This is a genomic window from Candidatus Berkiella aquae (assembly GCF_001431295.2).
In the GTDB taxonomy this organism is placed as follows: domain Bacteria; phylum Pseudomonadota; class Gammaproteobacteria; order Berkiellales; family Berkiellaceae; genus Berkiella; species Berkiella aquae.
Genome location: NZ_LKAJ02000001.1, coordinates 1,175,441 through 1,190,146, shown reverse-complemented (window position 1 = coordinate 1,190,146; position 14,706 = coordinate 1,175,441). Strand labels below are relative to the sequence as shown.

Below are 14,706 nucleotides of genomic sequence, written 5' to 3'. Positions count from 1 at the left end.
TTTTTTAGCTTTCTTTCTTTTTATTCATCATATCAGTTGCGGTACCTTCAAATAATTCGGTAGCAATCGCAATCGATTCTGACAAGGTAGGATGAGGATGGATAGTAAGCGCAATGTCTGCCGCTTCACAGCCCATTTCAATGGCTAAGCTGACTTCACTAATCAAATCACCGGCATGTGGTCCAACGATACCAGCCCCGAGTACTCGATGGGTTTTCTTATCGAAAATCATCTTGGTGATACCTTCAGGGCGCCCAATCCCTAACGCCCGACCACTGGCTAACCAAGGGAAAACACCCTTATCGTAATCAATGCCTTGCGCTTTGGCTTGCTCTTCGGTTAAACCTACCCACGCCACTTCAGGATCGGTGTAAGCAACGCTTGGAATACACTTAGGATCGAAGAAGTGTTTCTTACCCGCAATTACTTCAGCAGCAACGCGCGCTTCAGGCATCGCTTTATGCGCTAACATGGGGTTGCCCACAATGTCACCAATCGCAAAAATATGGTTTACGTTAGTGCGCATTTGTTTATCAACCGCAATATAACCACGTTCATCCACATTGACGCCCGCTTTATCAGCATCAATCGTTTTGCCATTGGGAACACGCCCTACTGCGACTAAAACTTTATCAAAGCGCTCTGGAGATTTAGGTGCTTGCTCACCTTCAAAGCTGACCCAAATACCATCTTTCTTGGCCTCTGCACCCGTTACTTTGGTTTTTAGAAGAATATTTTCGTATTTTGGTTTTACAAACTTATAAAGCGGTGTTGCAATATCTTTATCAACCCCAGGTAAAATAAAGTCGGTTAATTCAACAACCGTGATCTGGGTGCCTAATGCTTGATACACGGTTGCCATTTCCATACCAATGATACCACCACCAACCACTAACATGCGTTTAGGTATCTCAGATAATTCTAATGCACCGGTTGAATCAATAATACGAGGATCTTCAGGGAAGAATGGTAATTTAATCGGACGTGAACCTGCCGCAATAATGGCATGTTCAAAATTAATCGTGCAAGGATTTTTTCCTTCTACCACTAACGTATTAGGAGAAGTAAACTTACCAAAACCTTCAACCACTTGAACCTTGCGCATTTTGGCCATTTGCGCTAAACCACCGGTTAAACGCTTGACGACGCTTTCTTTATATTCACGAACTTTATCAAGCGCAATATTGGGCTTGCCAAAATCAATCCCATGAGCAGAAATCGCTTGTGCTTCTGTCACCATGCCTGCCATGTGTAATAATGCTTTAGATGGAATGCAACCTACATTCAAGCAAACGCCCCCTAAAACGGAGTAACGCTCAACTAAAACGACCCCTTCGCCGAGTAAATCAGCTGCACGAAATGCCGCTGTATAACCGCCAGGACCACTACCTAATACTACTACTTTTGCTTGAATATTATTTGACATCGCTCTCTCTCTCTTCTCTCTCTCTTTATTTTTAGAGTAATAATTTTCTAATATCTTGTAATTGTTCTACCACATGCACTAAAAAGCGCGCCGCTTCTGCGCCGTCTATGACCCGATGGTCATAAGAAAGCGACAGTGGCAACATTTTACGTGGCACAAAGGCATCTTTCATGTAAATGGGTTTTATCTGAGCTTTTGAAACACCTAATATGGCCACATCGGGCGCATTAATAATCGGTGTAAACGCCGTTCCTCCAATACCCCCTAAACTTGAAATGCTCATGGAACTTCCCGTCATTTCTGCCGGTTTTAATTTACCTTCACGCGCTTTTGCACTGATTTCGCCCAGTTCTTTAGCAATCTCAAATAATCCTTTGTTATCGATATCACGAACAACAGGGACGACCAATCCATTGGGTGTATCAACGGCAATGCCAAGATGGAAATATTTCTTATAAACCAGATCATTACCATTTGCCGCTAATGAGGCGTTAAATTGGGGAAACGCTTTTAACCCAGAAACAACCGCTTTCATGATAAAAATGAGTGGCGTTAATTTGACACCCATTTCATCAGCTGCTTGTTTATTTTCTTGGCGAAATTGTTCAAGCTCACCAATATCTGCTTCATCAAATTGTGTGACATGAGGAATCGTTACCCAATTACGATGCAGATTTTTTGCCGTCCATTTTTTGATGCGATTTAAAGGCTTAACCTCAATAGCACCAAATTGTGAAAAGTCCACTTCAGGTGCTTTCTCAATGGCAAGGCCACCACCGCCCCCACCTTGCTGTAGGGTTTGTAACGCTGTTTTAACATAAGTGTGAATGTCAGTCGTGAGAATACGATTTTTATGACCACTACCTGCCACTTTACCTAAATCAACGCCCAATTCCCTCGCCAGACGACGGGTTGCAGGGCCTGCGTGCGCAAGGCTTGCATCCATCGTGACCGCCGCCGCAACCGGTGCTGGCGTTGGCGCTTTGCTGGGAGCCAGTTCTGGTGCTTTCGCTGGTGCAGGTATTTCTGCACTTGCTTGTGGTTGTGAGGCAGGCGCATTTTCCATACGTGCCTTCATCACAACAATGGGCGTGCCCATGCTGACTTTGTCACCCACTTTAACCAGCACACTTTCCACAACACCTGCATAAGGTGAGGGAATATCCATACTCGCCTTTTCACTCTCTAAGGTAATCAATGTGCTATCAAACGCAATGTCATCCCCAACTTTTACGGCAACTTCAATGACCGTAATTTCATTGGCACCGCCTGTATCTGGCACGGTAACAGTTTGCGTTTGGATTGCCGGAGCCGCATTCGGTTGGGAAGGCGCGACGGTTGTTGCCACTTGCACAACCGGTTGTGGCGCTACCTTCTCTTCTTGAACCGTTGCTTGCACCTCTGCTTGCTGCTCATTTTCTTCAATTAAAACAATCAACGAGCCTTGAGATACCTTATCACCCACTTTTACTTTGACTTCACGAACGACACCCTCTAATGGCGATGGCACATCCATCGTCGCTTTTTCCGTTTCTAAGGTGATTAAGGTGTCTTCTTTTTTAACGACACTACCTGGCTTGACAGCAATCTCTATGATTTCCACCCCAGCGTAGTTACCAATATCAGGTACAGTCACTTCTTTCATGTTTTCATCCTATACCAACACTGGATCACGTTTTTCAGGATCAATTTGCCATTGTTTCAACGCCTTTTCAGCAACATCGGCTTTCAAAGCACCTTCATCCACAAGGGCTTTAATGGCTGTATAAGCGATGTAATAACGATCGACTTCAAAGTGACTACGCAGACGTTCACGGGTATCAGAGCGGCCATAACCATCGGTTCCTAAACAAAGGAATCGTTGTTTAATAAATGGCGCCAATTGTTCTGCATACAACTTCATATAATCGGTTGCTGCAATAATCGGCCCTTTGCTCTTTTCTAGACATTGTTCTACGTAGCTTTGTTTTGGTTTTTGCGTAGGATGTAATAAATTCCATCTCGCAACCGAAAGCGCGTCTTTACGCAATTCATTAAAGCTTGTCACACTCCAAATATCTGCACTAATATCATATTCTCGCAGTAAATCTTGTGCTGCTATCACTTCACGTAAAATGGTACCGCTACCCATTAAATCGACATGATGTTTTAATGGTTTTGGCGCTTTCTGCAATAAATACATCCCTTGAATGATCCCTTTTTCAGCACCTTCTGGCATGGCAGGATGCGTATAATTTTCATTCATTAGGGTAATGTAAAAATACAGATCTTCGTTTTTGTTATACATTCGATCTAAACCATGATGCATGATCACAGCAAGTTCATAAGCATAAGTGGGGTCATAAGTCACACAATTAGGAATCGTTCCCGCTAACAGATGGCTATGGCCGTCTTGATGTTGCAAACCTTCACCATTCAATGTGGTACGACCGGCTGTCCCACCGAGTAAAAATCCTTTGGCACGGCTATCGCCTGCTGCCCAGGCAAAATCACCAATACGTTGAAACCCAAACATAGAGTAGTAAATATAAAAAGGAATCATCGTCTGATTGTGGGTACTATAAGATGTTGCCGCAGCAATCCATGAACAAAATGAACCCGCTTCGTTGATCCCTTCCTCTAAAATTTGTCCATCGATTGCTTCTTTGTAATACATCACCTGATCAGCATCAACGGGTTTATATTTTTGCCCTTCACTGGAATAGATACCAATTTGGCGAAATAACCCTTCCATACCAAAAGTACGTGCTTCATCAGGTACAATTGGCACAACATGTTTGCCAATATTTTTATCTTTCACCAAGGTCGTTAAAATACGCACAAATGCCATGGTGGTAGAAATTTCCCGTTCACCCGTACTTTGCAATTGCGCATCAAACGCATTGAGTTCAGGAAGCACAAGTGGTGCATGAGAAGCTTTTGCGCGACGTTGTGGCAAACTGCCCCCCATTTCTTTGCGCATTTTCTTCAAATATTGCACTTCAGGGCTATTTTCTGCTGGACGATAGAATGAAACGTTTTCGACCATTTCATCGGTTACAGGAATATGAAAACGATCACGAAATGCAAATAATTCATCATGTCCTAATTTTTTCGTGTTATGAGCAATATTTAATGCTTCACCTGCGGTACCCAACCCATAACCTTTAACCGTTTTCGCCAAAATAACCGTGGGCTGCCCTTGATGATTACTTGCTGCTTGATAAGCTGCAAATACCTTTTTAGGATCATGACCACCACGATTCAGTCGCCAAATGTCTTCATCAGACATATGAGCAACCATTTCTTTTAATTCAGGATATTTACCAAAGAAATGTTCGCGCGTATAAGCGCCCCCTTTGGCTTTGTAGTTTTGATAATCACCATCAACGGCTTCTTCCATCCGTTGTTGCATGATCCCTTGCTTATCTGCAGCAAAGAGGGGATCCCAACCGCTGCCCCACAATAATTTGATGACATTCCAATTGCTACCTCGGAAACTGCCTTCTAATTCTTGGATAATTTTGCTGTTACCACGAACCGGGCCATCAAGGCGTTGTAAATTACAGTTGATGACAAATATTAAATTATCGAGTTTTTCACGGCCGGCCAATGATAATCCTGCTAAGGATTCTGGTTCATCCATTTCACCATCGCCACAAAAACACCAAATTTTACGATCGGTTTTGGGGATAAGTCCTCTATTTTCAAGATAACGCATAAAGCGTGCTTGATAGACGGCCTGCATTGGCCCAAGGCCCATTGAAACGGTTGGGAACTGCCATAAGTTTGGCATTAGCCAAGGATGCGGGTATGAAGAAAGTCCTTTTTTATCGACTTCTCGACGAAAATGAACAAGCTGGTCTTCGGTTAAATCGCCTTGTAAAAAAAGTCGTGAATAAACACCAGGAGACGCATGACCTTGAATATAAATTAAATCGCCACCACAAGGATGTTCAGGTCCTCGCCAAAAATGATTAAACCCGACATCATAAAGGGTTGCAGAAGAAGCGAAAGTACCAATATGTCCACCCAATGTGCTATCCACTTTCTGGGCTCTAACAACCATGGCCATCGCATTCCAACGAATCAATGCACGGATCCGCTGTTCAAGTTCTGCATCGCCTCGCATCGCTGGCTCTTCTTGAACGGAAATGGTGTTGGTATAAGCTGTCGTGCGGTGCATATCTAAACGACAACCTGCATCAATTGCTTTCCTGGTTAACTGATCGAGCATAAAACGAGCACGATCTAGCCCTTCCTGCCGAATAAGAGAACCCATCGCCTCAAGCCATTCTTGGGTTTCTTGTGGATCAAGATCCACAGTAGCGGGGTTTTGCATTACAACTTCCCTCTTGGTGTCAAATTAACGAAGAATTATAACATGGTCGCCGCGAATGGCTATGTTATGCTGTTAGCTCTTTGACTACTTTGTTGGTCGACTGATATTTTTTTGCTAACCAGTTGGCGATACAAATCCCAATCAAAAGCCTCCCCTGGATCGGTTTTACGCTGTGGCGCAATTTCTGAATGCCCCACAATTCGCTCTAACGTGATACCCGAATAGGCTTGCATCAGCGCAACGGTTACGAAGGCTAACTGCTGGTATTGTAGTGAAGTATAAGCCAGTGTGTCTGTTCCTTCTAACTCAATACCAATCGCAAAATCATTGCAATTTTCTCGAGATTGAAATTGTGATTGACCCGCATGCCAGGCACGTCGATGAAAAGGCACAAACTGCCATATTTCTCCATCGCGACGAATAAATAAGTGGCTGGAGACTTTCATTTGCGCAATGGTTTCAAAATAAGGATGTTTACTCGCGTCTAACGAATTGCCAAAAAAAGCGATGACATCATCTGAACCAAATTCACCGGGTGGCAAACTAATTCCATGAATAACTAATAAATCAATGCCACCGTCGGAAGGACGCTCATCAAAATTAGGTGAATGACTATATTTAGCCCCCACTAACAATCCATTCTCACGATCAATCTGCATGATTTTCCGATTTTAAATATGAAAGGAGTACTCTATCATGTCTGAGAGCCCATTGCCGATAATCTAAGTTATGACAACACCCGAACCAACAGAACCAGCCCCACCCAGTACCGATGGCCTTGGCCGTTTTATGGTGATTATTACTTGGGTAATTATACTAGCTTTATTAACATTCTTTTTTAATCAGTGGTATAAAAAATACCAAATGAATACCCATGCAACCATCATTACAAGCGATGGTATCCAGCAAACCGTTTTGCAGAGAAACTATTTAAACCACTATGTTGTTGAGGGGTTAATTAATAACCAAAAGGTAATGTTTCTCGTTGATACCGGCGCAAGTCATGTCACGGTGCCAGGTCCCCTGGCTGAAAAATTAAATCTGAAAAAAGGCATGAGAACCACCGCCCAAACAGCGGGGGGTGAAGTTGAAGTCTATCAAACGATTATCGATGAATTAGTGTTGGGACATATTGTTTTACACAGGGTCAAAGCAAGCATTAACCCGCATATGAATGATGATGAAATATTATTAGGAATGAGCGCCCTCAAAAACATTAAATTCATTCAAGAGGACGATACGTTGACACTTATCAGTAATACTCGGTAAGGAATTATTCCCCTTGATTGCAAGCAAAGCCTAGCTTTTGCGCTAGCATATTATTCAGAAAAAGATTCTCAACGAGAATTTCAAAATAAATCAATGGGGGATTATTAAGGGGGAGATTGACACTCTCCCCTTTGATTGCAAGCAAAAGGCTAGCTTTTGCGCAGCATATTATTCAGAAAAAGATTCTCAACGAGAATTTCAAAATAAATCAATGGGGGATTATTAAGGGGGAGAATTGACACTCTCCCCCTTGATTGCAAGCAAAAGCCTAGCTTTTGCGCAGCATATTATTCAGAAAAAGATTCTCAACGAGAATTTCAAAATAAATCAATGGGGGATTATTAAGGGGGAGAATTGACACTCTCCCCCTTGATTGCAAGCAAAAGCCTAGCTTTTGCGCAGCATATTACTATGAATGCGAGACCCCGTTAACATCTTCAAGTAAAACAGATTCTGAATGTTTTTTGATGTCTCTATCAATCAATACTTGATTAAAAGGCTGATTACCACTAGCCGTAGTCATTGCCATTGTCGGCTGCGGATTATCAATTTCTGCTCTGATATTATCCGCAATTTCCATCAGGCTATTTAATTTCTCAACCATTTGCTCACTTGCTCTTGCATGAATCTCGGCAAGTTGTCTGGTATTTTTATCTAAAGAGCCATTTCTTAATTCACTCATGGCACCTAGCCAGCTCTGTCTTAAGTCATCGAAATTTTCTAATAGTTCAACCAAGCGCTTTTTACCTACCGACAAAACTTGCTTTACACTGCTTAATGAATCAATCATTTCATTCGATAATTTTGCAAAATGATTATGCGCTTCTTCAGTGGGTAATGTATTAAATTTTTCCATTAATTTTTGCAATTGTTGAATATACGTTTGATTTTCATGTAATTGCTGAGAAATCAACGTAACCGTTTCAGCATAATTCATGGTTTTATTCAACGCTTCTTCTGCACTTTGAATTGCTGTTTGAACAGAAGCTTTTGATAAAGGATCATAAGTTCTTTCTTTCTCAATTAATAATGCAATCATTTCATTACGAATAACACCTGATTGCTCAACAAGTACGGTAGAAAGCTCATTAAGGTATGCTTTATCATAAGGATCTTTATGGTCACTTGAACGCTGCCAAGCTTCTTCAAACATTTTAAATTCTTGTTTTGAAGGATACTCTACCTCTATCAGATTGCCGATCCATTGATTATTGTCAAAGATAGGTTTAATCGTCCAATCATATACTTTATCGTTAAACTCACAAATAAAGGTTGATATCTTCATTGTATTTAAAGCATTTTGCATAGGTTGAATAACTTCTGGAATAATTTCTTCAATCAAGTCAAAAAAGTTTTTACTCTGCCAAGCATTGCTTTTATCTAGAGCATCGGTTGCTAAAAACAAATTTAACATGGAGGTATTTGCATTTAAAATATTGCCATGGGGATCAATAATAATTCTTGCTTGATTGGTTTGTTCTAATCCTTTATAAATAATCGGATTTTCAAAAACAATAGCCGTGTTTTCAAGTTCTTCAAGGGCTTTAGGGCCTTTTGAGATACATTCAATCACAATCCCCCAACGATGGTTAGTTGGCGTAAATAAAGGTAGAAAATTCCATTCATAAGTGATACCTTCAAATTGGGTATGTGCTTTTAATTTGCTATTCAAAACATCAAAAATTTCTTTAAATTGTTTAATTTTATTTACTTTTTCTAAGGAGTCTAATTGTAAATCAAGCGATGCTAAAAATTCTGGAAAATGGTTATACTCGCTTAATAATTTCGCTAACGGTAATCGCTGAAAGCTTTCATTAACGTATGAAATTTTGTGTTCCAAATCAATAATAATCACAGGCGTTGTGACACGTTGTAATAAAGAGCTTAGTTGTTCACGCCATGTCATATCTTCAAGATTGGAAAAAAACCGATAAAGATACCAACTAATAATCATTGCACCAGTCGTGGTTAACATTAATAAACCAAATGCTGGCAAACTTTTAGAATAGAGTTGAAAAACCGCAAATAAACTAATTGGAATTGCCACCGCGATAAAGCAATCTCGCTTTAATTTTTTAGAATTAATACTCACAAAAAGCCCCCTCCCTACTTTTTGTTTAAGTGTAGTGTCAATCATTAAAATGGCAAATTTTGACAGTAAAACAAAGAGTTAACACTGTAAGTTGTTACAAAATTAGACATGTTTACAGCTTATTTTACTGGGTAAAAAACAAGAATACTGAGAAAATAAACCACTGTATTTCTTTGCGCAAAAGGCAACTTGCCACAGCATTCATGGCAAGTTGGATGAGTGATAAATACGGTGGAATTAGCGGTTTAGAACAGGCACTTTGCCGACATCTTGTTGCTGCAACATCGGTTTTGCTTTAATCGGCTCGAGCGCTTCTTCTTGGTTTTTTATCGTAATTTTCGAGTCATCTAGCTTAAAAATGGCGTGATATTCTGAGCGATCACCGGTGAATGAGAATGCACTATCCGCATTCATGATTTTCGCTGTATTGTCTTTATTAGGGATTGACCATTGGGTGTGCATTTTGCCATCTTCACAAGTCACTTTAAATTCAACCGCCCCTAATAAATCATCCACATTCCAGGGAGGAAGATCAGCTTCAACCAAAGAGATAAGTACATCTGTTTTTTCACATTCAGAGTAGCTTTTTTGCCATAGTGCAATGTTTTTAACATTTTTCAAATAATCAGACATCCAATGGGTTGGATAGCTTGGTATGCGATAATGGCGTGGTGGTTTTTTCTCAGGAAACTCAGTGATACTAAAATAAAGTTCATCACCACTTGCTTCTTGTGCATGGATTTTTTCTAAAACATCAAGTTTAATGGTTAGATCTTTAGCGAATGCTGGAGCACTGGTGAGTGCCATAATCAGCATAATTCCTTGGATCTGTTGCTTTACACCATCCATATGCACCTCATTCCTTCATTTAGGCTAGTTTTATGTCGATTTGTCACGTCAAATCTGCCTTTACCAAAATAATTTAGTGAACTATCATGGTTAAGTATAGTCGTCCTGTCGAGGACTTTGGGCTATCTATTTACTGTGACCGCTTATCTGATGATATATCAAGCTATTGACCTTTGCTAAGTGAATTTGTTAGGTTCTAGGAATGAAAACGCATTTAACCACTCATTTCGTACAATCTTCTTGGTGGCTCCCGCAAATCGGGTGGGCTTACCTACGCACGTCTCTTATCCAGCACCCAGCGTAAAGAATTAACCATTCTAAAAAAGCCCACCCTACCGGTGGGTTTTTTTTTGCCATTTTTTTAAGGAGCTAACATGTATAAATTAGACCAACTCTGTGAAGGCACGAGTTTAAGCCAAGAAGAAGCAACTCAACTCTTTCTGGATTTTCTAAATGGTAAACTCTCTGAGATTGAAATGACGGCCTTGCTGGTTGCCTTGAAAGCCAAAGGGGAGTCAACGACAGAAATCTTGGGCGCTCTCAGTGCAATGCGTCAAAGTGCACATCCTTTTCCCTGTTTAGCTGAGCTTAAAAAACACCATCGCATTCTCGATTGTGTTGGTACCGGCGGTGATAATCAACATTCCCTCAATATTTCGACGCCAACAGCCATCATGGCTGCACAATTAGGGCTAACCGTTGCCAAACATGGCAACCGTGCCGTCTCATCAAAATGCGGCACCGCTGATCTCTTAGAAGCCGTGGGAATGAATATTGCCATGTCGCCCCAAACAGCAAAGCGTTCATTAGAAGAAAATCGATTTACTTTTTTATTTTCACCGCTATATCATCCCGCCACTCAAATGATCAAAAAAGTTCGAAACAATTTAAAAAGTCGCACCCTGTTTAATCTACTCGGACCTTTGCTAAATCCTACTTCTCCTGAGATCTTGCTGATTGGGGTTTACCACCCTTCTCTGTGCGAGCGTTTTGCCAAGGTTTTACAAGCACAAGGATTCCAAAAGGCATTAATTGTTCATGGTGAGGGACTTGATGAAATCGCACTCCATGGGACAACAACTGGCATTTTATTAGACCAAGGACAATTATCTCGCTTCTCACTCACCCCTGAAGAAGCGGGTTTAAAACGTTTTCCGCTAGATGCAATAAAAGGTGGTGAGATTCATTTCAATCAAGCACAATTTCTCAATTTACTTCAGGGCAAAGGAACCAACGCTTATCGCAGTGCGGTGGCCCTCAATACCGGAGTATTACTCTACTTAGCGGATAAAGTTCCAACCATTGCTCAAGGCGTTGAGATGGTTCTTGCTGCGCTAGAAAGTGATGCCGGTTTCCAATTATTGCAAAAAGTCAAAGAGGTAAGTCATGCTCAATGAGATGATCAAAGATCAACATGCTTTGGTTGCGGATTTAATGAAACAACAATCTGAAACTGCATTGCTTAAAGCCGTCATCCCCAGTGACCGTGATTTCTATGCAGCACTACAAAAATCAGGGTCGAAATTTATTTTAGAATGTAAACATCGTTCTCCAAGTGAAGGACGGTTACGCGAAGATTATCCTATTATTGAATTAGCCAAAACCTATGAACCTTTTGCGGATATCATTTCAGTATTAACCAATGAGCGCCATTTTGATGGAAGCTTTACTCACTTACAACAAGTACGTCAACACGTTAACGTTCCTGTTTTATGTAAAGACATCATTGTTGCACCTTATCAAGTTGCATTAGCACGTCAATATGGCGCTGATGCCATTTTATTGATGTTGTCAGTACTCGATGATACCACCTATCTTGCTTGCCAACAGCTTGCTGAAAAGTTGAAAATGGGTATTTTAACGGAGGTTGTTAACCCACAAGAGTTGCAACGCGCTAAAAAACTCAAGGCAAAAGTGATTGCGATTAATCATCGCGACCTTCATACCCTTACATTAGATATGGAACGCGTCGTTTCACTTGCCCCTTTGTTTCCCAAAGAAACCATCATGATTGCGGCATCAGGACTCAATACCCACCAGGATATCGCACGCTTAAAACCTTATGTTAAGGGATTTTTAATTGGAGGCGCATTAAGCAAAAGTCAGGATATTGCAATCACTTTACGAGAATTGCGATATGGTGCAATTAAAATATGTGGCTTAACCAGCTCTATCGATAGCCAATATAGCTATGAACACGGTGCAATATTGGGTGGGCTTATCTTTGCGGCTTCATCACCTCGAACAATTAATCTAGCACAAGCAGAAGAAATCATCAAAGGCGCACCTTTACAATATGTCGGTGTCTTTGCAAAACAACCCATTCATGATGTCATTCATATTGCAACAACACTCAAGTTACATGCGATACAATTGCATGGACAAGAAACAGCTGATTATATTGCAAAGCTTCGTCCATTATTACCAAAATCTTGCCAAATTTGGTTTGCTGTTTCAGGGCACCAACCTTTGCCACTGACTTTGCCACCTCATATTGATAAATTAATTATCGACAATATGGCACCAACGCAATTAGGTGGCACAGGGCGCTCTTTTGATTGGAATAAACTTCGCCACTTTCATTTACGCCAACATTGCTTATTAGCTGGTGGGGTCGGTCTGCATAACATTATCGCAGCAACTCAAACCAAACTCGCAGGACTTGATATTAATTCATCGATTGAACAAACCCCTGGGATAAAAGATCATCTTAAAATCAAACAACTTTTTCAAATGATAAGGGAGAATACATAATGTACTATGGTGATTTCGGTGGTTGTTATGTGCCTCCCATATTGATGCCCGCATTGAATGCCTTATACAAGGCATTTGAGCAGTTAAAACATAATGTCACTTTCAACAATCAGCTACAAACGTTATTACAAGACTATGCAGGAAGGCCTACGCCTTTATATGAATGCCAACGTTTAACCCAAGGTTTAAAAGTCAAGATTTTTCTTAAGCGAGAAGATCTAGTACATGGTGGCGCACATAAAACAAACCAAGTACTCGCCCAAGGATTACTCGCTAAAATGTTGAATAAGCGACGTCTCATCGCAGAAACAGGTGCAGGACAGCATGGTGTTGCAAGTGCAATGGTAGGTGCTTTATTAGGCCTTGAGACACAAATTTACATGGGTGCGAAAGATGTTGACCGTCAACAAGCCAATGTCAAAAGAATGCAATTATTTGGCGCTACAGTAATTGCCGTTGAAGAGGGTGAACGTGGCCTTAAAGATGCCGTCAGCGCCGCATTGCGTGACTGGTCTGCTTCTTATGAAGATACGCATTATTTATTAGGGAGTGTCGTTGGACCTCACCCTTATCCTTTAATAGTGAGAGAATTTCAACGCATTATCGGTGAAGAAGCTCGTGCTCAAATACTCTCTAAAATAGGACGTTTACCTGATAAGGTGATTGCTTGTGTTGGAGGGGGGTCCAATGCGATTGGCATGTTTACCGCTTTCGTACCAGATAACACGGTTGAGCTAATAGGTGTTGAAGCGGCAGGCAGTGGTTTACACTCAAAGCACCATGGCGCAACCTTACAATGTGGAGAACCCGGGATTTTCCACGGCACTAAAAGTCTCTTTTTGCAAACACCTATTGGCCACATTGCTAAAACACACTCTATTGCAGCGGGGCTTGACTATCCAGGGGTTGGTCCAGAACACGCTCATCTACAAGCGATTGGTAGAGCGCAATATGTCGGCGCAACCGATCAAGAAGCAATTGCGGCATTTCATTTACTTGCCAAACAAGAAGGTATTTTACCTGCTTTAGAATCCTCACATGCCCTTGCCTTCGCCCTTAAGTTGGCAGAAGCGGCAACCAAAGAGCAAATTATTCTAGTGAATCTCTCTGGGCGCGGTGATAAAGATATGGATCAAATGATGAAATTAATGGGAGCATCATAATGTCACGATTTACAGAATGCTTTAAAAAAGCTGCGAATGAACAACGACCTGCCTACATCCCTTTTTTAATGTTAGGTGATCCAACACCAGAACTCTCATTGCGTATCATTGATGAAGTGATTGCCAGTGGCATTGATGCCATAGAGCTTGGGATCCCATTTTCTGATCCTATCGCCGATGGACCTATTGTGAGCCTTGCCGCTAACAGGGCATGTCAACACCATTTAACAACGCATCAATATTTAACGTTGATAAGCCGCATTAGAGAAAAGCATCCTTCACTTCCCATCGGTATTCTCGTTTATGCCAATCTGGTTTTTCGTTATGAATATGACACGTTTTATCGACAAGCTAAAGCCTTTGGAGTTGATGGTGTTTTAATCCCCGATCTGCCCTTTATTGAAGCAATGCCTTATTTACAATCTGCAAAACAACATGCCATTGATGCCATTATGCTGGCAACACCTGCTTGCCCCCCCTCTTCTCTCAAGCATGTTGCAGAATACGGTAGCGGTTTTACCTATCTTGTGACAAGACCCGGTGTCACTGGTGTTGAAAGAGAAAGTCAATTTGAGATGACGCAACAAAAGGTTCAGCAACTAGACACTCTCAACGCACCTCCTTGCGTTTTCGGTTTTGGAATTAAAAATGCTCTGGATGTTGCCCGTGCCTATCAAGCGGGTGCCAAAGGAGTCATCATTGGCTCTGCCTTAATAGATGCGATCCAAAAGCAACTGTTAACTCGCAATCCAGGCTCGATTAGTGACTTAACACGTTCGCTGTTTATGGGTTAGTTGCATACATGATTGATACTTCTAGCGAGGTACAATAA

11 protein-coding genes are annotated in these 14,706 nt (G+C 41.3%); 5 read left to right on the top strand and 6 right to left on the bottom strand.

From position 1 onward, the window contains the following. Positions 1-4: 4 nt before the first annotated feature. From lpdA to ampD, 4 genes are read right to left on the bottom strand one after another with little or no spacing between them, the layout of a single operon-like run. Positions 5-1,426, bottom strand: coding sequence for a dihydrolipoyl dehydrogenase (lpdA, locus tag HT99x_RS05555; protein WP_075066121.1), 1,422 nt, complete (start codon positions 1,424-1,426; stop codon positions 5-7). A 31-nt stretch (positions 1,427-1,457) separates the two neighbouring features. Next, the gene (aceF, locus tag HT99x_RS05550; RefSeq protein ID WP_075066120.1) at positions 1,458-3,071 is read right to left on the bottom strand and encodes a dihydrolipoyllysine-residue acetyltransferase; all 1,614 of its coding nucleotides are present in this window, start codon (positions 3,069-3,071) and stop codon (positions 1,458-1,460) included. Positions 3,072-3,080: 9 nt separating this feature from the next. Then, entirely contained in the window at positions 3,081-5,747 is a 2,667-nt protein-coding gene (aceE, locus tag HT99x_RS05545) for a pyruvate dehydrogenase (acetyl-transferring), homodimeric type (protein WP_075066119.1), read from the bottom strand. Between the two features lie 59 nt (positions 5,748-5,806). After that, entirely contained in the window at positions 5,807-6,406 is a 600-nt protein-coding gene (gene ampD, locus HT99x_RS05540) for a 1,6-anhydro-N-acetylmuramyl-L-alanine amidase AmpD (protein WP_075066118.1), read from the bottom strand. Positions 6,407-6,476: 70 nt separating this feature from the next. On the opposite strand from ampD, the gene HT99x_RS05535 reads away from it, so the two are divergent. After that, complete coding sequence (locus HT99x_RS05535) at positions 6,477-7,016, top strand: TIGR02281 family clan AA aspartic protease (protein ID WP_075066117.1); 540 nt, start codon at positions 6,477-6,479, stop codon at positions 7,014-7,016. 409 nt (positions 7,017-7,425) lie between these two features. On the opposite strand, the gene HT99x_RS05530 is transcribed toward HT99x_RS05535, so the two are convergent. Further along, positions 7,426-9,108, bottom strand: coding sequence for a hypothetical protein (locus HT99x_RS05530; protein WP_075066116.1), 1,683 nt, complete (start codon positions 9,106-9,108; stop codon positions 7,426-7,428). Positions 9,109-9,345: 237 nt separating this feature from the next. Continuing rightward, a complete protein-coding gene (locus HT99x_RS05525) occupies positions 9,346-9,957 on the bottom strand; it encodes a hypothetical protein (RefSeq protein ID WP_075066115.1) in 612 nt (203 codons plus the stop codon). A gap of 374 nt (positions 9,958-10,331) precedes the next feature. Between HT99x_RS05525 and trpD the strand changes: the two genes are divergently transcribed. Genes trpD through trpA form a run of 4 tightly spaced genes read left to right on the top strand, consistent with a single transcriptional unit; the run spans position 10,332 to position 14,668 of the window. After that, on the top strand, positions 10,332-11,354 hold the full coding sequence (gene trpD, locus HT99x_RS05520; protein ID WP_075066114.1) for an anthranilate phosphoribosyltransferase: 1,023 nt from the start codon (positions 10,332-10,334) through the stop codon (positions 11,352-11,354). Further along, positions 11,344-12,711 carry a bifunctional indole-3-glycerol-phosphate synthase TrpC/phosphoribosylanthranilate isomerase TrpF gene (gene trpCF, locus HT99x_RS05515; RefSeq protein WP_075066113.1) on the top strand — a complete coding sequence of 456 codons (1,368 nt, stop codon included), beginning with the start codon at positions 11,344-11,346 and terminating at the stop codon, positions 12,709-12,711. The genes trpD and trpCF overlap by 11 nt, the downstream gene beginning before the upstream one ends. Continuing rightward, the gene (trpB, locus tag HT99x_RS05510) at positions 12,711-13,874 is read left to right on the top strand and encodes a tryptophan synthase subunit beta (protein ID WP_075066112.1); all 1,164 of its coding nucleotides are present in this window, start codon (positions 12,711-12,713) and stop codon (positions 13,872-13,874) included. The genes trpCF and trpB overlap by 1 nt, the downstream gene beginning before the upstream one ends. After that, a complete protein-coding gene (trpA, locus tag HT99x_RS05505) occupies positions 13,874-14,668 on the top strand; it encodes a tryptophan synthase subunit alpha (RefSeq protein ID WP_075066111.1) in 795 nt (264 codons plus the stop codon). The genes trpB and trpA overlap by 1 nt, the downstream gene beginning before the upstream one ends. Positions 14,669-14,706: the final 38 nt, after the last annotated feature.

Bases quoted from the DNA above. Each gene is read 5' to 3' on its own strand.
- lpdA (WP_075066121.1), bottom strand. From the start codon at position 1,426: ATGTCAAATAATATTCAAGCAAAAGTAGTAGTATTAGGTAGTGGTCCT.
- aceF (WP_075066120.1), bottom strand. From the start codon at position 3,071: ATGAAAGAAGTGACTGTACCTGATATTGGTAACTACGCTGGGGTGGAA.
- aceE (WP_075066119.1), bottom strand. From the start codon at position 5,747: ATGCAAAACCCCGCTACTGTGGATCTTGATCCACAAGAAACCCAAGAA.
- ampD (WP_075066118.1), bottom strand. From the start codon at position 6,406: ATGCAGATTGATCGTGAGAATGGATTGTTAGTGGGGGCTAAATATAGT.
- HT99x_RS05535 (WP_075066117.1), top strand. From the start codon at position 6,477: ATGACAACACCCGAACCAACAGAACCAGCCCCACCCAGTACCGATGGC.
- HT99x_RS05525 (WP_075066115.1), bottom strand. From the start codon at position 9,957: ATGGATGGTGTAAAGCAACAGATCCAAGGAATTATGCTGATTATGGCA.
- trpD (WP_075066114.1), top strand. From the start codon at position 10,332: ATGTATAAATTAGACCAACTCTGTGAAGGCACGAGTTTAAGCCAAGAA.
- trpCF (WP_075066113.1), top strand. From the start codon at position 11,344: ATGCTCAATGAGATGATCAAAGATCAACATGCTTTGGTTGCGGATTTA.
- trpB (WP_075066112.1), top strand. From the start codon at position 12,711: ATGTACTATGGTGATTTCGGTGGTTGTTATGTGCCTCCCATATTGATG.
- trpA (WP_075066111.1), top strand. From the start codon at position 13,874: ATGTCACGATTTACAGAATGCTTTAAAAAAGCTGCGAATGAACAACGA.